This window comes from Rhizobium sp. CIAT894, assembly GCF_000172795.2.
Lineage (GTDB): Bacteria > Pseudomonadota > Alphaproteobacteria > Rhizobiales > Rhizobiaceae > Rhizobium.
Window position 1 is genome coordinate 1,919,935 of sequence record NZ_CP020947.1, and the last position, 20,514, is coordinate 1,940,448.

At 61.5% G+C, this 20,514-nt stretch carries 17 protein-coding genes and 1 tRNA gene; 11 read left to right on the plus strand and 7 right to left on the minus strand.

Features of this window, described 5'->3' with window-relative positions:
* The first annotated feature begins 88 nt into the window (after positions 1 to 88).
* Positions 89 to 3,064 (plus strand): NAD(P)-dependent oxidoreductase, encoded by a 2,976-nt coding sequence (locus RHEC894_RS09530; RefSeq protein ID WP_085738921.1) that lies wholly within the window; start codon positions 89 to 91, stop codon positions 3,062 to 3,064.
* Positions 3,065 to 3,188: 124 nt separating this feature from the next.
* Here the strand turns inward: RHEC894_RS09530 and RHEC894_RS09535 are convergent, their stop codons facing one another.
* A complete protein-coding gene (locus RHEC894_RS09535) occupies positions 3,189 to 4,061 on the minus strand; it encodes an ATP-binding protein (RefSeq protein WP_085737083.1) in 873 nt (290 codons plus the stop codon).
* Between the two features lie 177 nt (positions 4,062 to 4,238).
* Here RHEC894_RS09535 and yajC point away from each other — a divergent pair, with 177 nt between their 5' ends.
* The 5 genes from yajC (at position 4,239) to RHEC894_RS09560 (ending at position 8,968) form a co-directional block, all read left to right on the plus strand.
* The gene (gene yajC, locus RHEC894_RS09540; RefSeq protein WP_085737084.1) at positions 4,239 to 4,586 is read left to right on the plus strand and encodes a preprotein translocase subunit YajC; all 348 of its coding nucleotides are present in this window, start codon (positions 4,239 to 4,241) and stop codon (positions 4,584 to 4,586) included.
* 48 nt (positions 4,587 to 4,634) lie between these two features.
* Positions 4,635 to 7,175, plus strand: coding sequence for a protein translocase subunit SecDF (gene secDF / locus RHEC894_RS09545; RefSeq protein ID WP_085737085.1), 2,541 nt, complete (start codon positions 4,635 to 4,637; stop codon positions 7,173 to 7,175).
* A 4-nt stretch (positions 7,176 to 7,179) separates the two neighbouring features.
* On the plus strand, positions 7,180 to 7,566 hold the full coding sequence (locus RHEC894_RS09550) for an Mth938-like domain-containing protein (protein ID WP_010068245.1): 387 nt from the start codon (positions 7,180 to 7,182) through the stop codon (positions 7,564 to 7,566).
* Positions 7,567 to 7,568: 2 nt separating this feature from the next.
* Positions 7,569 to 8,426, plus strand: coding sequence for a phytoene/squalene synthase family protein (locus tag RHEC894_RS09555; RefSeq protein ID WP_085737086.1), 858 nt, complete (start codon positions 7,569 to 7,571; stop codon positions 8,424 to 8,426).
* A 74-nt stretch (positions 8,427 to 8,500) separates the two neighbouring features.
* Complete coding sequence (locus RHEC894_RS09560; protein WP_085738922.1) at positions 8,501 to 8,968, plus strand: hypothetical protein; 468 nt, start codon at positions 8,501 to 8,503, stop codon at positions 8,966 to 8,968.
* 76 nt (positions 8,969 to 9,044) lie between these two features.
* On the opposite strand, the gene trmFO is transcribed toward RHEC894_RS09560, so the two are convergent.
* The 3 genes from trmFO to RHEC894_RS09575 form a co-directional block, all read right to left on the minus strand.
* Positions 9,045 to 10,457, minus strand: a complete 1,413-nt coding sequence (gene trmFO, locus RHEC894_RS09565) for a methylenetetrahydrofolate--tRNA-(uracil(54)-C(5))-methyltransferase (FADH(2)-oxidizing) TrmFO (RefSeq protein ID WP_085737087.1) — start codon at positions 10,455 to 10,457, stop codon at positions 9,045 to 9,047.
* 119 nt (positions 10,458 to 10,576) lie between these two features.
* Positions 10,577 to 10,720 (minus strand): DUF1127 domain-containing protein, encoded by a 144-nt coding sequence (locus RHEC894_RS09570; protein WP_003573524.1) that lies wholly within the window; start codon positions 10,718 to 10,720, stop codon positions 10,577 to 10,579.
* Between the two features lie 302 nt (positions 10,721 to 11,022).
* Entirely contained in the window at positions 11,023 to 11,169 is a 147-nt protein-coding gene (locus RHEC894_RS09575; RefSeq protein WP_010067591.1) for a DUF1127 domain-containing protein, read from the minus strand.
* Between the two features lie 872 nt (positions 11,170 to 12,041).
* Between RHEC894_RS09575 and RHEC894_RS09580 the strand changes: the two genes are divergently transcribed.
* From RHEC894_RS09580 to RHEC894_RS09600, 5 genes are all read left to right on the plus strand, one after another.
* Complete coding sequence (locus RHEC894_RS09580) at positions 12,042 to 13,145, plus strand: DUF2157 domain-containing protein (RefSeq protein ID WP_085737088.1); 1,104 nt, start codon at positions 12,042 to 12,044, stop codon at positions 13,143 to 13,145.
* Positions 13,142 to 13,732 carry a GDYXXLXY domain-containing protein gene (locus tag RHEC894_RS09585; protein WP_085737089.1) on the plus strand — a complete coding sequence of 197 codons (591 nt, stop codon included), beginning with the start codon at positions 13,142 to 13,144 and terminating at the stop codon, positions 13,730 to 13,732. Before RHEC894_RS09580 ends, RHEC894_RS09585 begins: the two co-directional genes overlap by 4 nt.
* Before the next feature lie 152 nt (positions 13,733 to 13,884).
* Positions 13,885 to 13,969: transfer RNA gene (locus RHEC894_RS09590), tRNA-Leu, on the plus strand.
* A 177-nt stretch (positions 13,970 to 14,146) separates the two neighbouring features.
* On the plus strand, positions 14,147 to 15,631 hold the full coding sequence (gene tig, locus RHEC894_RS09595; protein ID WP_085737090.1) for a trigger factor: 1,485 nt from the start codon (positions 14,147 to 14,149) through the stop codon (positions 15,629 to 15,631).
* 178 nt (positions 15,632 to 15,809) lie between these two features.
* Positions 15,810 to 16,238, plus strand: a complete 429-nt coding sequence (locus tag RHEC894_RS09600) for a nuclear transport factor 2 family protein (RefSeq protein WP_010066844.1) — start codon at positions 15,810 to 15,812, stop codon at positions 16,236 to 16,238.
* Positions 16,239 to 16,291: 53 nt separating this feature from the next.
* Here RHEC894_RS09600 and RHEC894_RS09605 read toward each other — a convergent pair whose 3' ends face one another.
* The 3 genes from RHEC894_RS09605 to sthA all read right to left on the minus strand — a co-directional run bounded on the left by RHEC894_RS09605 (position 16,292) and on the right by sthA (position 20,485).
* Positions 16,292 to 18,061, minus strand: coding sequence for a radical SAM protein (locus RHEC894_RS09605; RefSeq protein ID WP_085737091.1), 1,770 nt, complete (start codon positions 18,059 to 18,061; stop codon positions 16,292 to 16,294).
* A 151-nt stretch (positions 18,062 to 18,212) separates the two neighbouring features.
* Positions 18,213 to 19,016: an endonuclease/exonuclease/phosphatase family protein gene (locus RHEC894_RS09610; RefSeq protein WP_085737092.1), complete on the minus strand. Its 804-nt coding sequence runs from the start codon at positions 19,014 to 19,016 to the stop codon at positions 18,213 to 18,215.
* Between the two features lie 62 nt (positions 19,017 to 19,078).
* Positions 19,079 to 20,485: a Si-specific NAD(P)(+) transhydrogenase gene (sthA, locus tag RHEC894_RS09615; protein ID WP_085738923.1), complete on the minus strand. Its 1,407-nt coding sequence runs from the start codon at positions 20,483 to 20,485 to the stop codon at positions 19,079 to 19,081.
* Between the last annotated feature and the right edge of the window lie 29 nt (positions 20,486 to 20,514).

The following is a 20,514-nucleotide window of genomic DNA, read 5'->3' on the forward strand; positions in this document are numbered from 1 at the left end:
ATGCCTGATGTTCGGCGCATATGATGTCTACATTCCCGAAAGTTCAATTCACTATGCCTGGACCCTTTTGAAGACGGATAGGCAGCCCATGACGAATATCGCCCAGATGCAGGAACAGCGTCTCGAAGCACTCCGACTGACGAATTCGGGCGCGCCTGAATTGCCGTCCAACCCGTTTTTCGGCGTCGGCCCGATCACGGATGCGACCACGGACGAAGTGGATAGCCGGCTGCGGCGCCTCGCCTTCGATGCGTGGATCGAAAAGACCTATCGCAAGTTCGACGACAAGGGCAACGATATCGGCGGCTTCACCACGGCCGAGATTTCCCGCAGCATGCACCGCGGCTATCCGGCGGATAAAATCCTGACCGACATGATGCGGGCGATCCACACCTACTTCCATTTCCCGAAGACGAACCGCATGGCGGTGGGACTTGGCGGTGGCCACAGCGGCTACACCGTCTGCGTCCAGCATCTGATGAATGCCAACGACGCCAACCAGCGCGTCTATGTCGATACGCCCCGCCCGGAAAGCGATCCATCCCGGTCGGCCGGCTTCTTCCGTCAGTCCTGGGCCACGCAGCTGATCGAGATGCAGCGCTTCGCCGAAAAAGGCTGCGAGAGCCGTATCCATTTCGCTGCCTCCGAAGGCGTGATCCCGACGGCCGCTGAGCTCTCCGACCTCGGCGTATCGATCTTCGTCGGCGTCGGCCACGAGACCACCGGCGCCAATGCTTATACGAGCCGCGAGATCCACGAACTCTTGAACTGGATCGACCGCGATCCGGCAAACCACCACGCGGTATTCGACGCCACGTCGATGCTCGGCGCCATGCCCTGGGAGCCAGAGCTGGTCGATGCGGTGATGGCAAAATGCTGCCTGTTCATGCCGTTCCAGAAGGCGATCGGCGGGATTTCCGGATATTTCGTTGCCTCCTTCACGCCGCATGCCCTGGCGCTTGTCGAGAAGAACCAGCAGGACCCTGCCTGGGCGATCCCGCGCCAGCTGAAGATCGCGCCGCCGATCGACGCGCGCCAGCCGCTTTCAGCCAAACGCTCCGTGGATGCCGGCCCGTTCTACGATGCCGGGGAAGACCGCATGCTCGGCGGCGTCATCAACACCTACAGCGCGCTCGCCTTTGCCGAAACCACCTTCGGCCTCCTGCAGTCCGAGGCGCGGGTCGGCTCGGTTGTCGAGCTCAATCGGCGCTCTGCGGCCAATCGGGCGGTGATTGACGAGTGGGTGAAGTCGCATCCGCTGCTGTCTTTGACCGTTACCGATGCCGAACGGCGCGGTGCTGCCGTGACGCTTCTGAAGATCGAGGATGCCGGCATCACCGATCCAGCCATCCACGCTCGCATCATTGCCCGCTCGAAGCAGTTGCTCGGCTACGAGGGCATCACCCATCCGAACGGCGAGTTTGAACCCGGTCTGGACGCGGCGCGCTACGTCAATGCGTTCCCCGGAACGCCTGGCGACTACCGTGCCTGGGTCGGCGGCATCCGCGAGCCGGCAGATGTCGTGGCCCTCTTGGAAAACCTGCAATATGCCTATCTGCGCGCCAAGATCGTCGTTCTCGAAGAAGAGCTGGCGAAAGAGGGCATCACATTTGACGCGCCCGGCAACGCCGGTACAGCGGTCCGCAAGGACGATCCGCAACGCGCCTACAAGGTGCTGATCGCCGATCTGGTCGGCCTGCGCCTCGGCGCGGACGGCAAACCCGATCACAGCGAAATCCGGGCCTATGTCGAGGAAAAGGGCGGTGTCTTCCATGTTGGCTCGGCCGGCGACGGTTCGGCCCTGGAGAAGGGCCGCATCCATTTCTTCTATCAGCCGAACCTCAGCACCGAGGCGGAAATCCTGCCGCAAACCGACAAGGGGCAGTATGACGCCTTGATCGCGGCGGCGACCTTCATCCCCAAGGCTTCCGTCTTCCCGCTTGGCGGCGTGCGCATCGGCGCGGGAACCGGCAACATGGGCTCGGCCTCCTGGGGCGGCGGCAACGGCGAAGGCGGTGAGGCGCCGCTGATGAATACCCCCGGCATCAACAGCCGGGCAACCGCTCAGATGGCTGTGAAGGCGATCCTCAAGGTCGTTCCCGATCTGCCGGTCGACAGGCTGCACCGGATGGTTGCCGCCGGCGATTTCGATACCGGGCGCCAGCTCAAGGATTTCCCGACGGCAAAGCTCGAGGGCCGGAAACTTGCCGTTCTCGGTTACGGCAATATCGGCCGTGAAGTCGCCAAGCTCGCCAAGGCTTTCGGCATGAAGGTGGCGATCTACGCCCGCCAGCACCACAGGCGCTGGATCGAGGCCGAAGGCTTCGACTATGCCGCAAGCCCGGTCGAAGCGGCAAGCGGCGCCGACGTACTCTCCGTGCATATCGGCCTTGGCCGCCTGGACGCATCGACCGGCATCTATTCCAATGCCGGCACCGTCGATGCGAAGGTTCTCGGTGCCATGAAGGACGGCGCCGTGCTGGTCAATTACGACCGCGGTGAAGTCGTCGATCCCTATGCGCTCGACGCAGCGCTTTCTTCCGGCAAGATCGCCCATGCCGCGATCGACGCCGACCTCTTCAAGGATGCTGCGACCGGCGCGCTCAGCGGACCGATGCTGCCGTACCTGCCGCTCGAAGAGCGTCATAAGGGCAAGCTGGAACTGCTGCCGCACGCCGCCGCCGATACCGATCATCCCTCGCGGGTGACCGGCGCCAAGCAGGCGGTCGACCAGATCTTCGACGTCATCCGCTTCAAGTCGGTCACCAATCTCAAGGGCGACCTGCCCGAGGGTTACGTCTCGGCGGGCGGCCGCACCCCGGTCGGAATCGGCAAGGTGACGAAGCGGGTGGTGGGCGAGATCGGCGACAAGTCTGAGCTGCTTGCCGAATTGCGGCAGACCTCGGAAAAGGTCGCGGCCATTATCGGTGCGCTCTCGGCCGTCTCAGACCCGAACCACCGCGATCGGATCGTCGACCGTTACACCGGTCTGCTGGTCGAAAGCGCCGGCCGGCAGCGTGTCCTTCTTGAGCGGCTCGCTCTCTACGGACCGGCGGGAGAGTAACCCATGACGGCGTTGGATAAACGCTGATCATTCCGGCCTTCGGGTGTTGCTTGCAATGCCCGAGGCCTTGAACCCGGCTAAAGCGCGTCGCACCGAACCTGGTTCACGCGGCGCGCTTTGGCTTTCAGGCCCTGTCGATGTGAACGCGCATGCGTCCGGCAAGATCCTGAATATATTGCCAGGCGACGCGGCCGGAGCGCGCGCCGCGCGTCGTCGCCCATTCCAGCGCCTCGGCATGCATCCTGTCGCGTTCGAGCCCGAGCTTGAAGTGATCGGCATAGCCGTCGATCATGCCGAGATAGTCTTCCTGGCTGCATTTGTGGAAGCCGAGCCAAAGGCCGAATCGGTCGGATAGCGAAACCTTCTCTTCGACCGCCTCAGACGGATTGATCGCCGTCGACTGCTCGTTTTCCATCATATGGCGCGGCAGGAGATGGCGCCGGTTGGATGTGGCATAGAAGAGGACATTGTCCGGCCGCCCCTCGACGCCGCCGTCGAGTGCCGCCTTCAGCGACTTGTAGGCGGTGTCGTCGTGGTCGAAGGAGAGGTCGTCGCAGAAGACGATGACGCGGTAGGGCGTGTCCTTCAGAAGATCGAGCAGGGTGGGGAGGCTCGCAATATCCTCGCGATGGACTTCGACCAGCTTCAGCGCGACGCCGCTTTCACCCCGGACATCCTCGTGCACGGCCTTAACAAGCGAGGATTTGCCCATGCCGCGTGCGCCCCAGAGCAGCACATTGTTGGCGGCATAACCCTCGGCGAAACGCACCGTATTTTCATGCAGGATATCGCGCACGTGATCGACACCGCGGATGAGCTTCAGCGCCACCCGGTTCGGCTTTTTCACAGGTTGCAGGTGCTGGCGCATCGGCGCCCAGACGAAACAGTCCGCCGCATCCCAGTCGTTGACGGCAGGCGCCGGCCCGGCAAGGCGCTGAACGGCATCGGCGAGCCGCTTCAGTTCGGCAAGCAGGGCGGTGTTGATTTCCTCGGTCATCGCAGGCCTCCTGTGTTTCGCTGCGGGGTACCATGGCGTTTTGTCGGCGGAAAGGTTATGAGGCAGCGGAATCGGTACTGTTTCCGGCTGTTTCTGTTGCATTCATCGAAGCGGCAATTATAGTCCGGCAACCTGAAAAAGAGGCGGAGTTCCGCCGCCAAGCCTGAGGAGTTTAGCATGTTCATCACCCCGGCATTCGCCCAGAGCGCGACCGACACCGCAACCGGTTTCGGCGGCTCTGGTTTCGAAATGATCATCCTGTTCGTGCCGCTGATGGTCGTCTGGTACTTCCTGCTGATCCGTCCGCAGCGAGCACAGGCAAAAAAGCGTGAGGAAACCCTGAAGGCAATCCGCCGCGGCGACCAGGTCGTCACCGGTGGTGGTCTCGTCGGCAAAGTCACCAAGGTCGTCGACGACAAGGAAGTCGAAGTCGAGATCGCCGACGGCGTTCGCGTTCGCATCGTCCGCAGCGGCATTTCGGACGTTCGCGTCAAGGGTGAACCAGTCAAGGCCGACGCAGCGTAACAAGCGATAACGGCAGGACAGCCGCCGGATCGGAAGATCGTCGAGAGAATGTTGCATTTTTCCCGCTGGAAAACACTTCTGATCTGGCTGGCCGCGTTTGCGGCCATCGTCATTGCTGCACCCAATCTGCTGAGCGAGGCGCAGCGCGCCTCGCTGCCCGGCTGGCTGCGGCACGACCGCATGACGCTCGGCCTCGATCTGCAGGGCGGCTCGCATGTCGTTCTGAAGCTCGAACGCTCCGATATCGTCAAGGACCGGCTGGAAGAAGTCGTCGCCAATGTGCGCAATGCGCTGCGTGGCGCCGGAATCCGCTATACCGGGCTGACCGGCAACGACCAGATCGTCACGGTGCGGATCACCGATCCGGCCGAGACGCAGAAAGCGGTCGATCTCCTGAAGCCTCTGACGGCACCTGACGGGCGTTCGGGACCTGAGGTCGCGCTGCAGCAGGGCGCGGAAGGGCAGCTCTCGCTGCAGATTTCCGACGCCGGCATAACTGCTGACGTCGCCTCCGCCCAGACCAGGTCGCTCGATATCGTCAGCCGCCGCATCGCGGGGTTCGGCTACGACAATTTCCTCGTCCGTCCCGATGGCGCCGACCGGATCGTCGTACAGGTGCTGGGATCGGTCGATGCCGAGCGGCTGAAAAACCTCCTGAACCAGCCGGCCAAGCTTTCCTTTCATCTGATCGACGAAAGCATGTCGGGGCAGGAGGCGTTGAACGGCCGCTGGCCGGTGACATCCGAGGTGCTCTATTCGCTGGACGATCCGCCGGTTCCCTATCTCGTCGACCGTACGGCTTTCGCCACGGCCGGCAACATGGTGCATATCGAGCCGCTCATCGACCCGCAGACGCAGGACGCGTCGATCGAGTATCGTCTCGATGCGGAGGGCACAGCGCGGCTGGCTGAGGCGACGGGCCGGAATGTCGGCAAACACCTTGCCATCGTCTTCGACGACCAGGTGATGTCGGCGCCTGTCATCGAGGCGCCGATCACCGGCGGCGAGGGGCGCATTTCGGCCAACTTCTCCGAGGACGGGGTTCGCGATCTTGCGGTGATGCTGCGTGCCGGTGCTTTGCCGGCGACGCTGACGAGCGTCGAGGAGCGCAGCGTCAGCCCGGGTTTCGGCGCCGAATCGATCTTCTCCGGTCTCATTGCCGGCCTTGTCGCCGTCGTGCTGGTGGCAGCACTGATGATCGCGCTCTACCGCACCCTCGGCGCCATCGCCGTCGTCTCGCTCTTCTTCAACCTGATCCTCATCGTCGCGGTGCTCAGCCTTGCCGGCGCGACGCTCACCTTGCCCGGGATTGCCGGCATCGTGCTCATCGTCGGCATGGCGGTCGATTCCAACGTGCTGATCTACGAGCGCATCCGCGAAGAGGAGAAAACCGCCCATTCCTTTGCGGAGGCGGTCGGCCGCGGTTTCTCGCGCGCATTCGCAACGATCGTCGACGCGAATGTCACGATCTTCATCGCCGCCGTCATCCTCTTCTTCCTCGGCAGCGAATCCATCCGCGGTTTCGCCGTGACGCTGGCGGTCGGCATTCTGACAACCGTCTTTACGGCGTTCACGCTGACACGCTCGATCGTCGCCGTCTGGCTGGGGGGGCGCCATCCCCGGCATTTGCCGAAGAGCGTCCTGACGCATCTGTTCGAACACGCCAATATCCGCTTCATGGGCATCCGCCGCTATGTCTTTACGACATCGGCTGTCATCTCCCTGATCGCCATGGCGGCCTTTGCCACCGTCGGACTGCATCTCGGCATCGATTTCACCGGCGGCTCGCTTATCGAGGTGACGGCAAAGCAGGGCAATGCCGATATTGCCGATCTCCAATCGCGCCTCAACGATCTCAATCTCGGCGAGGTCAGCGTCGAGCGCACCGGCGGCCCGTCGAATGCGCGGATCCGCATCGCCTCCCAAGGCGGCGGCGAGAATGCCGAGCAGTCGGCGGCGACGCTGGTGCGCGGCGAGCTCCAGGAGGATTATGATTTTCGCCGCGTCGAGGTCGTCGGCCCCGCCATATCGGGCGAATTGACGATGATGGCGACGCTCGGCGTGCTGGCGGCACTTGTGGCGATCCTCATCTATATCTGGATCCGCTTCGAATGGCAGTTTGCCGTCGGCGCCATCATTGCCACGCTGCACGACGTCATCATCATGCTCGGTCTCTTCGTGCTGACCGGCATCGAGTTCAACCTGACGAGCATAGCCGCCGTACTGACCATCGTCGGCTATTCGCTGAACGACACGGTGGTGGTCTATGACCGAATGCGCGAGAATCTGAAGCGATACCGGAAGATGCCGCTGCCGATCCTGATCGATGCTTCGATCAATCAGACGCTGTCGCGCACTATTCTGACCGCCGCGACGACGCTGCTCGCCTTGCTCGCGCTCTATCTTTTTGGGGGCGAAGTCATCCGCTCCTTCACCTTTACGATGCTCTTCGGCGTCGCTCTCGGCACCTTCTCTTCGATCTATATCGCAGCTCCTGTGCTGATCGTCTTCCGGCTGCGGCCGGAGAGCCCCGACGGGGAAGAGAGCAACAAAACGGATGCCGGTGTAAAATCCGGCACGGTGGTTTGAAAACATGGCAAAAGGCATAGAAATCCGCGCTGCCCACTTCCCCGGGCGCGCGCCGATCGATACTTACGGCAATGGCGGCTTCCGCTTTGCCGATATGTCGCATCGCGGCTCGATCCTTTGCCTGCCTTCCGGCATTCATGGCTGGGACATGGACATGTCGAAACCGCTGTCGCCCGAAAATTTCCGCCGGGTGCTGGATGAGGCTGCCGATATCGAGGTTCTGCTCGTCGGCACCGGAACCGAGCTTCGCCGCCTGCCGGAGGAATTGAAGCAGGCGCTGAAGGCGCGCGGCATTGCCTCCGATCCGATGAATACCGGGGCAGCGGTGCGCACCTTCAATATCATGCTTGCCGAGCAGCGCGCCGTCGCTGCGGCATTGATCGCGGTCTGACGATGGCTGAAGCGACTATGGCGAAGAACCAGGAGATCTGCCTGGCGATGCTGCGCGACAGCGATCGCGACCGTTACCTTGCATGTCTGCTGTCGCCGGAGGAAAAGCGCGGCGCGCTTGCGGCCCTGTATGCCTTCAATGCCGAGCTTGCCCGCATTCGTGATCTCGTGCACGAGCCGTTGCCCGGCGAGGTCAGGCTGCAATATTGGCGCGACCTGCTGGAAGGCAGCGCGCATGGTTCGACAGCCGCCAACCCCGTCGCCGCGGCACTTCTGACGGCGATCGAGACGCACCGCCTGCCGCGCCGGACGCTGATCGACATGATCGAGGCCCGCACCTTCGACCTTTATGACGATCCGATGGAAACGCGTCTGTCGCTCGAAGGTTATGCCGGCGAGACGGCATCAGCCCTGATTCAGCTTGCAAGCCTCGTGCTTTCGCCGGAAGAGGCGGCACGATCGGCTGATGTGGCCGGCCATGCCGGTGTTGCCCAGGCGGTTGCCGGCCTGTTGCTGCTGATGCCGTTGCATCGCCGCCGCGGCCAAGTCTATATTCCGCTACAGATCCTTTCCGCCACCGGTCTCGACCGTGATGTCTTCCTTGCCGGCGAAGATCGGCCGCGCATTTCTGCCGCCATCGAAGCCTTCGCCGGCCTTGGTCGCGAACATCTGGCAAAGGCGAGGGCGGCCGGACCGATTGCGCCCGCCGTCTTTCCGGCCTTTCTGCCGGCGACGCTTGCCGAACCGGTGCTCGTCAGAGCTCAGAAGCGCGGCGTCCTGCTGTTCGACCGGCCGCTGCAGCCGCCGCAATGGCGCCGCCAGCTGCAGATGGGATGGGCGGCAACGCGCAGAAAAATCTGACGCCGGTCAAACTCGCGCAAGTCTCAGGCGTTACAAGCCTTGAACCGCTACCCTTTTTGAACGGAGACTCGGGCGTGGGCATTATCGTCTGGTGCGTTCTTTTCGCCATCGTCATCTTCTTTGCCTTTGCAGCGACGCGCATGGCTGCGCAGAACAAGGAAGACGGCCTGCATGACACGGGTCTCGCCATCATCGAGTTCGGCCGCGCCTTTCCGAACGAGGCGATTCGCCAGTTGCAGGCGACGGAAAACGGCCAGGCCGTCTTCGTGCGCCTGCACGACAACAAGGCCGGCGTCATGCGCAACATGTCGCGTCACTTCGCCTGCCATCTCATCGAGCCGGGCCGCGTGCGCGTCGTCAGTTCGCAAACGGGCAGGGGACTGGTGATCGAGTTCCTGGATGCGCCGCATCATAACGGCGATTTCGAATTCGCTTCCGCCAAGGAGGCGTCGGAAGTCGCGCTCTGGCTGCTCGGCAACTATATCGCCGAGCCGGATAAGGACCTGCCAACCGATAATATTTCGGCGGCGAACAAACAGTAAGCGCTACACTGCCGCATAGTCTTACCCCTAAATCGGATCCGATTTAAGGAATTATCCAGGCGCTTTCGGCAAATGTTCAAGTCTGCCCAAGCCAGGCGGCGCAGTCTGCCAATGCGCGGCGTGCAATCAGCTGCCGTTTCATGATCGTCTTGTCCTTGCCGCGGAAACGCTTGACGCCTTCTGGCTTGACGATCGAACCCGGCTCGAGCTCCGGAAACAGCCCGAAATTGATGTTCATCGGCTGGAACGACCTCTTGCCCGGCTCCTCGTCGGTGACGATATGGCCGCCGGTGATATGACCGAGCAGCGAGCCGAGCGCCGTCGTCGCCGGCGGCAGCGAGATGGCTTCACCCTTGCGTTCGGCGGCAGCGAAACGCCCGGCCATCAGCCCGACGCTGGCGCTTTCCACATATCCCTCGCAGCCGGTGATCTGGCCGGCGAAACGCAGGCCGGGCCGAGATTTCAACGTTAGCGACGGGTCGAGCAGGGTGGGAGAGTTGATGTAGGTGTTGCGGTGCAGACCGCCGAGACGGGCAAATTCCGCATTTTCCAGACCCGGGATCATCCGGAAGATTTCCGACTGCGCGCCATATTTCAGCTTCGTCTGAAAGCCGACCATATTGTAGAGCGTGCCGAGCGCATTGTCCTGGCGTAGTTGCACGACGGCATAGGCTTTCACCGTCGGGTTATGCGCGTTGGTCAGCCCCATCGGCTTCATCGGCCCGTGGCGCAGCGTCTCGCGGCCGCGTTCGGCCATCACCTCGATCGGCAGGCAGCCGTCGAAATAGGGCGTGCCTTCCCATTCCTTGAAACCGACCGTGTCGCCCGCTATCAGCGCGTCGACGAAGGCATTGTATTGCGCCTCGTCCATCGGGCAGTTGATGTAATCCTTGCCGGTGCCGCCAGGACCGACCTTGTCGTAGCGAGACTGATACCAGCAGATATCCATGTCGATGCTCTCGCGGTAGACGATCGGCGCAATGGCGTCGAAGAAGGCGAGCGAATCTTCGCCGGTTTGCGCCTGGATGGCGCTGGCAAGCGACGGCGCCGTCAGCGGTCCGGTGGCGACGATGGCAAGATCCCAGTCCCGCGGCGGCAGGCCGGTAACCTCTTCGCGCACGACCGTGATGAGCGGGTGGTCGTGGATCGCTCTGGTCACCGCCTCGGAGAAGCCATCGCGATCGACGGCGAGCGCGCCGCCGGCCGGCACCTGATGCCGATCGGCAGTGGCCATGATCAGCGAGCCGGCCATGCGCATCTCGGCATGGATGACGCCGACGGCATTGCTGGTGGCATCGTCGGAACGGAAGGAATTGGAGCAGACCAGTTCGGCAAGGCCGTCTGTTTTATGTGCATCCGTGCCGCGTACCCCGCGCATTTCATGCAGGATGACGGGAACGCCGGAATTGGCGATCTGCCAGGCGGCTTCCGAGCCGGCAAGCCCGCCGCCGACGACGTGGATGGGGGAATAGGAAGAGATCGTGTTCATCCCGGGCTGATATCATGTCGGCAGGTGCGATCCAACACCCCGGAATCAAAAACGGCGCCCTGCGGCGCCGTCTTGGGAGCATCACGCTCGCTACTAGCGGGCCGTTAACGGCCGGCTAATTAGCGAAACGAGCGGGATGCGATATTGCGGATGTCGTAACGGCTGACGCCGATATCGGACAGGGTCTGGTTCGAAAGGCCGCCTAGTTCGTTGAGCGTACGGCGGTAGCTGAGCCAGCTTTTTGCAATGCGGATCGGGTTCATTGTCTTTTTCCTCAAACAAATGTCCGCTGGATGGCGGGATCGCCTATCTCTCTGCGGTTGATGTTTATATAGGCGATCTCCGTCTTATTGTGCAGTGCAAATAATTGGCGTCTGCCATGCAATTGTGCAGTGTGATGCTCGTCAATTAAGCGGTGAATATTTTTTAAGCGGGCTAACGACCGGGAAAAACATGCAACTGCCGCGGCGGTTGCATGAAGACAAAAGAAAACGCCCGCTGTGGGTACAGCGGGCGTTTCAACCGAGAACGATCCTGCTTGGGAGGAGCAGCGGATCGCCTGGAATTAGCGGGAAGAAGCCTCACGGGCAACGCGATGGATGTCCGAACGGTCGATGCCGAGGTCATGCAATTCGCGGTTGGTCATGCGGCCGAGTTCCGTGACGGTCTGACGATACTTGCGCCAATTGTTGAAAGAGCGAGAGAAGTTCATGGTAAGCCCCTTTCCGAGGGTTTCATCTGCCAGCAGCCACCGATCGGCGCTGACCTCTATTTGATGACCGGAATATATGTTGCGCCGCGAAAGACTAAAACAGCCAAGTTTTCAGATCACCTATGCGGTATTCGCAATGCTCATGGGATGTGTGACGCAGACTTACCATTTTTTGGTCAACGAATAGGCAGAATGGCGCCGGCGAAACCAACCCGGTTCGAGACTGTCGAGCGGGCGCTGCTGCCGAAAAACGCTGCGCCGTGGGCGAATGCACCCCTCCATCCGCTGCAGGGTGGGTGCTCCGTGTTGGATCGCAAGCTGCCCATTTGTGGGCGGCCTTGGTAGGCTGGGTGTGACCACAACGTGGCGGGCTGGTGCCATGCGACGGAAATCCTCGATCCGCCAATGATTTAATTTGGTTTTTGCCGAGCAAAAACGCCCGCCGGGGGAGGATCCGGCGGGCGCATTATGGTGACTGGCAACTGGGAGGAGGATTGTTGCCAGCCTATCGCAGCGCGCTGGGAGGAGGAGTGCGCAGCTGCGAATCTCGTCACGGACAAAGGATCCGCGGGCATCCGGCTGAGCCGGGCCGGGGCGCCATCCCCGTGCTTCGATGAAGATACAAATAGTATGACTATTTGAAATTTTGCAGTGCAATAATTTCATGAGGGGTATGCAAAATGCGCATGCCTCTCCGTCCATATGCTTATATATGCGCTTCCGGCGTTAGCGGCCGGTTAACACCCGGTACAAGTTCGACCAGTGAGGAACTTGTATATTTGTCGCAACAGCGTTTGCGAACACCCGTGCTGCGGCTATAACGGCATGAGCCGCAGCGCCGCAGTCGGCGTCGCGAACGCAAGGGGTGGAGCATGTATCGCGGCAGATTGGAGCGGGATCTCTCGCTTTGGGTGGGCAAGGGTCTGCTGGGCCAGGAAACGGCGGCCACGCTTCTCGCCGAATATGACAGTCGCCCGGCGAGCTTCAGCCTCGGCAGGGTGCTGATGGCGCTGGCGGCGGTGCTGCTTGCCGCCGCCATTCTGCTGGTCGTTGCCTCCAACTGGGAGGCCATCCCGCGCCTTGTCCGCGTCGGCGTCATCCTGGCGCTGATCTGGGTGGTGCACATCGGCGCCGCCCGGATGCTCGCCCGCGGTGCGACAGCGGCCGCAGGCGGCTTGCTGGTCATCGGCGCGATGAGTTTCGGCGGCGCCATCTCGTTGGTCGGGCAGATGTATCATCTCTCCGGCGACGAGCAGACGGTGATGTATCTCTGGTTCGCCATTGCCACCATCTCGGCAATCCTGTTCCGTTCGGGCGCAGTGACCGTTGTCGCCGGCTTTCTCTCCTGGGCGTCCTTTGCTGTCTATCTCCAGAATTACGACTCGCACTGGATCGGCCTCGATCCCTGGATGGCGCCCGTCATGGCGGCGATCACCATCGCCCTGGTGCGCTATACCGGCGCCGAGCGGGCCCGCCATCTCGCCTATCTGCTTTTGATCGGCTGGCTCACCTGGCTCTATACTCTTCATGAGGAGATCGCTGTTGCGCTCGCCTTCGCGGTCGGTGGCATGGCGGCCGTCGTCCTGACGGCGTTGCCGCTTGCGCGCATCGCTTCCCTGGTCAGGACCGCTGGTGCTGCCCCGGCCTTCTACAGCTTCCTCGTCGCGGCGATCGGCTTCCTCTTGCTGCATATCGAGATCGAGGATGGCTGGCGGCTGGTGGTGCTCGGGCTGGCGACGCTCGCCGCTTCCGTGCTGGCAATCGCTCTGCACGGCAGGGACAATGGTGCGGTGCGTTATCTCGCCTATACGAGTTTTGCCGCGGAGATGCTCTATCTCGCCTCCGTCACCGTCGGCTCCATCCTCGGCACGTCGAGCCTCTTCCTGTTCTCCGGTCTGGTGGTGGCGTTTGTCGCCTGGATCGTCATCCGTCTCGAGCGGCGGTTTTCGGCGAGTGCACAGGGGGAGCGGGCATGAATTCGTTGATGGCAAGACTGCAATCCGGCAAGTTCTATATGCTTTCGGCAATCATCGTCGCCGGCCTGCAGACCCTCATCCTCGGCACGATCATCCAGAGCCGGGCATCGATCCTCGAGAATGGCGCCGAGGTGTTGCTGAAGACCGCACCTGTCGATCCGCGCGATTTCCTGCGCGGCGATTATGTCGTCTTGAACTATGACATTTCCTCGGTGCCGGTGCAGACGGTTTCCGGCGGCATTCCGGCCGAGCCCGGCGAGCGCGTATTGTGGGTTCGGTTGAAGAAGCAGCCGGACGATTTCTGGACGGTGACCGAATCGTCCTTTCGTGAATTGCCGCCGCTGGCTGAGACGGTGGTCCTGCGCAGTCAGCCATTCTACAGCGGTGGGCTTGCCGCGGGCGACAGCATTCGCGTCGAATACGGCATCGAGCGCTACTATGTTCCGGAAGGCGAGGGCAAGCCGATCGAGGAGGCCCGCAATGGCGGCAACGTCGCCATATCAGTGCGTGTCTCGAAAGCCGGAAGCGCCCAGATCCGCAGCCTGCTCGTCGACGGCAAGCCGGTTTACGAAGAGCCGCTCTACTGATCCGACGGCACTTCGCAAGAGGACGGCTTGAGGGCCGCAAATCCCTGTCATTTGCCGTTCATTTTTCCTTTGCCTCGACCAAATCGGGTGATATAGAGACGCCGCGCTCCGGAAGGCCTCATGCGCAGGCATAGGCATGCGGTTTTGTGAACGCGGGTATGGTGAAATTGGTAGACACGCCAGATTTAGGTTCTGGTGCCGCAAGGCGTGGGAGTTCAAGTCTCTCTACCCGCACCAAGCTGTTTGCAGCGGGAGACTGAGATAGTTGTCCCGAATACCCGGAAGCGAGCGCCGTTCCTCTTTTGGGCGGAATGACAGAATTGGGAAAAGCCACGCGCGGCACGCTGCCGGCGTCGTGCTCATCGAAACGAACGGCGTCTGGGCACGGCCGCCACGACATGAAGGTAGGAAGACATGCAGGTTATCGAAACGCTCGCTGAAGGGCTGAAGCGCGAAATCAAGGTCGTTATCCCGGCCAAGGACATGCAGGACAAGATGGATGCGCGTCTTGCCGATGTGAAGGACAAGGTCCGCATCAACGGCTTCCGTCCGGGCAAGGTTCCCGCCGCTCACCTGAAGAAGGTTTACGGCAAGTCGATCATGGCCGAGCTCGTCAACGAGATCGTCCGCGAACAGCCGGCTGCCATCCTCTCCAGCCGCGGCGAAAAGTCGGCTACGCAGCCGGAAATCGCCATGACCGAGGACAAGGACGAAGCCGACAAGATCCTCGCCGCCGAGCAGGACTTCGAATTCACGCTCTCCTATGAAGTGCTGCCGCCGATCGAACTGAAGTCGGCCAAGGGCATCAAGGTCACGCGCGAAGTCATCGATATCTCGGACGACGAAGTCAACGAACAGGTCCTGAAGGTCGCCGAAAGCGCCCGCGCTTATGAGACCAAGACCGGCAAGTCCGCGAATGGCGACCGCATCACCATGGATTACGTCGGCAAGGTCGACGGCGAAGCCTTCGAAGGCGGCACCGATCAGGGCGCCGAACTGGTGCTCGGCTCCGGCCGCTTCATTCCGGGCTTCGAAGACCAGCTCGTCGGTGTCAAGGCCGGCGATGAGAAGACCATCACCGTGACCTTCCCGGCCGACTATCCGGCCAAGAACCTCGCCGGCAAGGAAGCGACCTTCGACGTCTCGGTCAAGGATGTTGCAGCCCCCGGTGCCGTCGAGATCAACGACGAACTCGCCTCCAAGCTCGGCATCGAATCCGCCGACCGCCTGAAGGAAATCGTCCGCGGCCAGATCGAATCGCAGTACGGCTCGCTGACCCGCCAGAAGCTGAAGCGCCAGATCCTCGACCAGCTCGACGAGATGTACAAGTTCGAGACCCCGAACTCGCTGGTCGACGCCGAATATAACGGCATCTGGAGCCAGGTGAACAACGACCTCGCTCAATCCGGCAAGACCTTCGAGGACGAAGACACGACCGAAGAAAAGGCACGTGAGGAATACAAGACGCTCGCCGAGCGTCGTGTCCGCCTCGGCCTCGTTCTCTCCGAAATCGGCGAAAAGGCCGGCGTCGAAGTCAGCGAAGACGAGATGCAGCGCGCCATCTTCGAACAGCTGCGCCAGTATCCTGGCCAGGAAAAGCAGATCCTCGATTTCTTCCGCAGCCAGCCGGGTGCGGCCGCTTCGATCCGTGCGCCGATCTTCGAAGAGAAGGTCATCGATCACCTGCTGACCGAAATCGACGTCACCGATAAGAAGGTGACGAAGGAAGAGCTGCTCGCCGAGGAAGAAGGCGAGGCAAAGGCCGAGACCAAGAAGGCTGCGCCGAAGAAGAAGGCTGCCGCAAAGGCCGAAGCTGCCGACGCCGGTGAAGGCGAAGAAGCCGCACCGAAGAAGAAGGCTGCACCGAAGAAGAAGGCCGCTGACGATAGCGCCGAATAATCGCTTCCCGGTTCTGAAGTCTGCAAGGCCCCGCCATCGTGCGGGGCCTTTTGCTATCTCCAGGGCCGTTCATTCTCAAGCGCCTTCTCCGTTATGAAGCTGCATCAACCGCAACAACAACGAGTTGCATTGACGTATAATTCGGTGCAAATTTGCTGGTGGGTGGAGGGACCTGAAAATGACTGCAAAGAACGACATGAAGAAGCTGGTAGAGGATATCTATGCTGTGCGTGGCCGCGGCGATATCGAGGGCACGCTGGCTCTGTTCGGGGAGGATTGCACCTTCCGGATGGCCGGCAATGCACAGATGGCGCCTCTTTCGACTGAATCCGGCGGGCCTGCCTTTCGCCAGGTGATAGAGCAGCTCATCACTGTGTGGGATCTATCCAAGATCGAGACAACCGGCATTTATGTGGACGAGGACGAGCATATGGTCTTCGCCCATCGCGAAGGTGAGGTCAGGCACATTCCATCGGGCGTGAGCTTCCATACGGAATTCGTCGACAAGATCCATTTCAGGGATGGGAAACCGGTCAAGATCGTCGAATTCGTCGACACGCTGCAAGTGGCTGAGATAATCCAGGTCGCTCAAACCTCAAGCCGCTGAAGCGTATCGTATCGAACGTGATTCGTGCGACAGGCTTTAGCAAGAATTGCCGCTCAATGTCCCGTCAGTTGCGCGACTTTCCTGACATGGCTGACGGCCGCGGCGCCGCCGGCGGTCTGGGTGAAGAGGTGGAGCGTTTCTTCCTCGTCGTCGGCGACGGGCGTCAGGGCCTGATCCATATAGGTCTTCGACTTTGCATCCCGTGAAATCAGGAAGGCTGAAATCGTCAGGCCGATGATCGTGCCGGCAAGCGAGGCATGTTTGCGGAAAGTTTCCCAGGCAAAACGCGGCCAGAAGACCAGCGGATGTTCGCGTGGCAGGTCCGGGCGCCGCTCCGACGGCGTCTTCAGGCGCAAGAGGCCGCTCTGCAGCGGATGCACGTTTTCCAGCGGTACGGTGGTCGCGAAGGAGACGAGGACCTTGACCAGCCTTGCAAGCGGCACACCGGTCGCCACAGCGCGGCGCAGCAGCGTCTTCATGTGGGCAGGTGAGTAATAGAGCGCCCAGGCCTCGTGGTAGATGTCTTCCCATTGCTGCTTGCTCATCTTCGGATGCGCGGTGCAGACATGCTCGACATCGTAGATGTTGAGATCGGCATCCATCTCGACGCCCTTCTTCCACAGCACCTGATGGTCCTCGGAGCCCGGCAGCGGCGTCAGGATGAAGAATTCGATGACGTCGAGCGGCAGCTCTTCCTGAATGATCGCGATGTCGCGGCGGATCGATTCCGGCGTATCAGCCGGGAAGCCCAGAATATAACCGGCGAGCGTCATGATGCCCTGCGCCTTCCAGGCGAGCAGCATCTTGCGATATTCGGTGATCTTGTTCTGGTTCTTCTTGGCGGCGGTTAGATTGTCCGGATTGACGTTTTCGAGGCCGATGAACACGCGGGTGACGCCGGCGCGCCGGGATTTCTCGATGAAGTTCGGGATCTTGTGGCAGAGCGTGTCGACCTGGATCATCAGGCCGAGCGGAATGCCGTCCCGTTCCTTGAGTTCGATCAGCCGGTCGAAGATCGCTTCCCAATCCTTGTTGCGGGCGAAATTGTCGTCGGTGATGAAGAATTTATGGATGCCCTGCGCCCAGTTCATCCGCACCAGCCGTTCGACATCGTCGGCCGAGCGGAAACGCGACTTGCGTCCCTGCACGTTGATGATGGTGCAGAACGAGCATTGATAGGGACAGCCGCGTCCGGCGTCGAAGCTGGTGCTGAGCCCGAGCGTGCGCTGGATATTGTCCTTCGGCAGGAAGGGAACCGGCGTGCCGCCGATGCCCGGAAGGTCGTTCATGAAATTATAGAGCGGCTTCAGCTCGCCGGCGGCGGCGTCGCGCAGCACCATCTCCAGCCGGCCCTCGGCCTCGCCGGCGAACATCGAGATGCCCATGTCGCGGCAGGCGTCGAGCCCGACCGCCTTGCCATCCAGCATCGACAAGCACCCGGAAACATGGAAGCCGCCGATCGAAACCGGCAGGCCGGCATCGCGGAAGGGCCGGGCGATATCGAGGGCGCGCGGATACTGGTTGGTCTGGACGCCGACGAGCGCGATCATGCCGAAATTGTCGTGGCGCTTGAACTGCGCGAGCAGTCCGGCGAAGTCGATCCGCGTATTGGTCTCGTCGATCACGGTGATGTCGATCGCCGTATCGGGCCCGAGCACCTTGCGCTCGGCGCATTCGGCGGCGATGCCATAGAGAGCCGCAAGCGAATTGGAAGGAATCATCGCCCGCCACCAGCGGATGACATAGCCGTCGTCATCATAATGCGACGGCTTGATCAGAATCAGCTGAAAACGTCGGCGCGTAGCTTCCAAGACATGGGACAAGAGTATCTATCTTTCTTCAGAAGCTTTTGCCGGAGGCAAAATGGAGTTGAAGGCATCTGTCAGACGTATCAATGCGATTCAGGCGGTCAAACTAAGGCGTAAAAAAACGGCGCTGCACGCAAAACGCTACACACGGCAATTCCTCAATATACTACCCGATATCGAGCAGCAATGCGCGATGGTCGGAGACCTCGGGTGTCTCGACCACCTCGAACCTGGCAATGTTCACTCCCGGCGTCACCAGCATGTAGTCCGCAAAGCGGCCCTGCTTCAGATAGTAGGAGGTGCGCGTGTCTACAAGGCCGTTGCCGGTGACAAGGTCGGAAAGTTCCAATCTGGCGAGAATCGGAAAGGTCGCGCTGTCAGGCAATATGTTGAAATCGCCGCAGACGACGAGCCCTTCGTTGCCCGGCCAGATGCGCTCGATAAGCGCAACCAACGCTGCGGCCTGCTCCTCACGCGCCGCCGTGTCGCTCTTGCCGGCGGGATCACGCAGGCCATGCATGTGGGCGATGGTCAGGCTGGAAGCGAGCTCACGGCTGAAGACACGGATGCAATGGGCGTTCCGCGGCCGCGGATGGTCGCCCCAGCCATTGGCGGAAAAACTGCCATGCACGAAGTCCAGCCCCTGGGCGATGACCGAATGCGATTTGCGCACGAAGGTCGCCAGTCCGAATTCGGCGGCAATGGCGGTTTCACCGTTAAACAACTCGCCCCTTGAGGTCGGGAAGAAGAAGCCGTCGTGGCCGGGCAGGGCGGCGCTGATCTCGGCAAAGAGATTGGCGCGCTGCGGCAGTTCCAGCCCCGCATCCCGATAGATCGCCCATCCGCAATCCGCACCCGGCGCCCGCAACACCTCCTGCAGGCACAGCACGTCCGGATTGGCCTGTCTGACATAGCCGATCAGGGCCTCATGCAGCCTGCCGCCCCATGCGTTCAGCGAAATGATGCGCAATGCCGTTCGGCTCCGTTTTGACTGCCGGATCTCATCCAGACGACAGGCGTGCCGCCAGGCGCTTAAAGTTCCGACTTGATGTCGCCCATCCGATTCCAGGCGTCGAGGCCGGCGATCTTGTAGGCTTCGGCGAGTGTCGGATAGTTGAAGGTGTTTTCGACGAAATATTCGACCGTGCCTTTGAGGTTGAGCACCGCCTGGCCGATATGCACCAGCTCGGTAGCGCCTTCGCCGACGATATGCACGCCGAGCAGGCGCCGTGTCTTCAGCGAGAAGATCAGCTTCAATAGCCCGGTGTCGAGGCCCATGATATGACCGCGCGAGGTCTCGCGGAAGCGGGCGATGCCGCATTCATAGGCAATGCCGCGCTCCTTCATCTCTTCTTCGGTCAGCCCGCAGGTGGAAATCTCCGGCACGGCATAGATGCCGTAGGGGAAATATTTCGGCGGCTCCTTGGCAACCGCGCCGATCGCGACGCGGGCGGCGATGCGGCCCTGTTCCATCGAGGTCGAGGCAAGGCTCGGAAAGCCGACGACATCGCCGGCGGCGTAGATGTTGGAGACCGATGTCTGGAAGGTTTCCGGATTGACCTTGAGACGGCCGCGGCTGTCGGCTTCGAGGCCGATGGCCGGAAGGTTCAGTGCGTCGGTTGCCCCCATGCGGCCGGCGGCGAAAAGCACCATGTCCGTGGTCAGGCGCCTGCCGCTGTCGAGCGTCAGCTCGACCTTGCCGTCTTCCAACGTCTCTACCTTGTCGGCCTTTTGGCCGAGCAGCAGCTTCATGTTGCGATCGCGCAGCTGGTAGGTGAAATCTTCGACGATTTCCCTGTCGATGAAGTCGAGCATCGTTGCCTTCGGGTCGATGACGGTGACGGCCGTGTCGAGTGCGCTGAAGATCGTCGCATATTCGATACCGATAACGCCGGCGCCGATGACGACCATCGAGCGCGGCAGCTCCTGGATATCGAGCAGTTCGTCGCTGTCGAGAACGGTCTTGCCGTCGAAGGGGATGTAATCGGGGCGGAATGGCTTTGTGCCGACGGCAAGCAGCACGCTGGCGGCGGTGACCTGCGTAATCTCGCCGTCTTCCTTGATCACTTGCAGCGTCGACGCATCGATGAAGCTCGCCTTGCCGCGAATATGCTGCACGCGGTTGCGGGCGAACTGGTGTTCCAGCACCTCGACCTCGTGGTTGAGGGTAATCAGCAGGCGCCGGCGCAGATCGTCTGCGCTGATCTCTTCCTTGACGCGGTAGGACCGGCCGTAAAAGCCGCGTTCACGCCAGCCGGAAAGATTGAGCGCGGTCTCGCGCAGCGTTTTGGAAGGGATGGTGCCGGTATGCACGGACACGCCGCCGACGCGTTTTCCCTGCTCGATGACAAGCACTTTCTTGCCGAGTTTTGCAGCCTGGATGGCGCCGCGGCGCCCTGCGGGGCCGCTGCCCACCACAACAAGATCGTACTGAAGCATCATCTGGCCCCGGATTGGAAATGGAATCA

What these genes read in the sequence shown, in the direction of transcription:
- tig (WP_085737090.1), top strand. Translation starts at nt 14,147, where the DNA reads ATGCAGGTTATCGAAACGCTCGCTGAAGGGCTGAAGCGCGAAATCAAG.
- RHEC894_RS09530 (WP_085738921.1), top strand. Translation starts at nt 89, where the DNA reads ATGACGAATATCGCCCAGATGCAGGAACAGCGTCTCGAAGCACTCCGA.
- RHEC894_RS09555 (WP_085737086.1), top strand. Translation starts at nt 7,569, where the DNA reads ATGGCTGAAGCGACTATGGCGAAGAACCAGGAGATCTGCCTGGCGATG.
- RHEC894_RS09580 (WP_085737088.1), top strand. Translation starts at nt 12,042, where the DNA reads ATGTATCGCGGCAGATTGGAGCGGGATCTCTCGCTTTGGGTGGGCAAG.
- RHEC894_RS09585 (WP_085737089.1), top strand. Translation starts at nt 13,142, where the DNA reads ATGAATTCGTTGATGGCAAGACTGCAATCCGGCAAGTTCTATATGCTT.
- RHEC894_RS09535 (WP_085737083.1), bottom strand. Translation starts at nt 4,061, where the DNA reads ATGACCGAGGAAATCAACACCGCCCTGCTTGCCGAACTGAAGCGGCTC.
- trmFO (WP_085737087.1), bottom strand. Translation starts at nt 10,457, where the DNA reads ATGAACACGATCTCTTCCTATTCCCCCATCCACGTCGTCGGCGGCGGG.
- sthA (WP_085738923.1), bottom strand. Translation starts at nt 20,485, where the DNA reads ATGCTTCAGTACGATCTTGTTGTGGTGGGCAGCGGCCCCGCAGGGCGC.
- RHEC894_RS09570 (WP_003573524.1), bottom strand. Translation starts at nt 10,720, where the DNA reads ATGAACCCGATCCGCATTGCAAAAAGCTGGCTCAGCTACCGCCGTACG.
- RHEC894_RS09600 (WP_010066844.1), top strand. Translation starts at nt 15,810, where the DNA reads ATGACTGCAAAGAACGACATGAAGAAGCTGGTAGAGGATATCTATGCT.
- RHEC894_RS09550 (WP_010068245.1), top strand. Translation starts at nt 7,180, where the DNA reads ATGGCAAAAGGCATAGAAATCCGCGCTGCCCACTTCCCCGGGCGCGCG.
- secDF (WP_085737085.1), top strand. Translation starts at nt 4,635, where the DNA reads ATGTTGCATTTTTCCCGCTGGAAAACACTTCTGATCTGGCTGGCCGCG.
- yajC (WP_085737084.1), top strand. Translation starts at nt 4,239, where the DNA reads ATGTTCATCACCCCGGCATTCGCCCAGAGCGCGACCGACACCGCAACC.
- RHEC894_RS09575 (WP_010067591.1), bottom strand. Translation starts at nt 11,169, where the DNA reads ATGAACTTCTCTCGCTCTTTCAACAATTGGCGCAAGTATCGTCAGACC.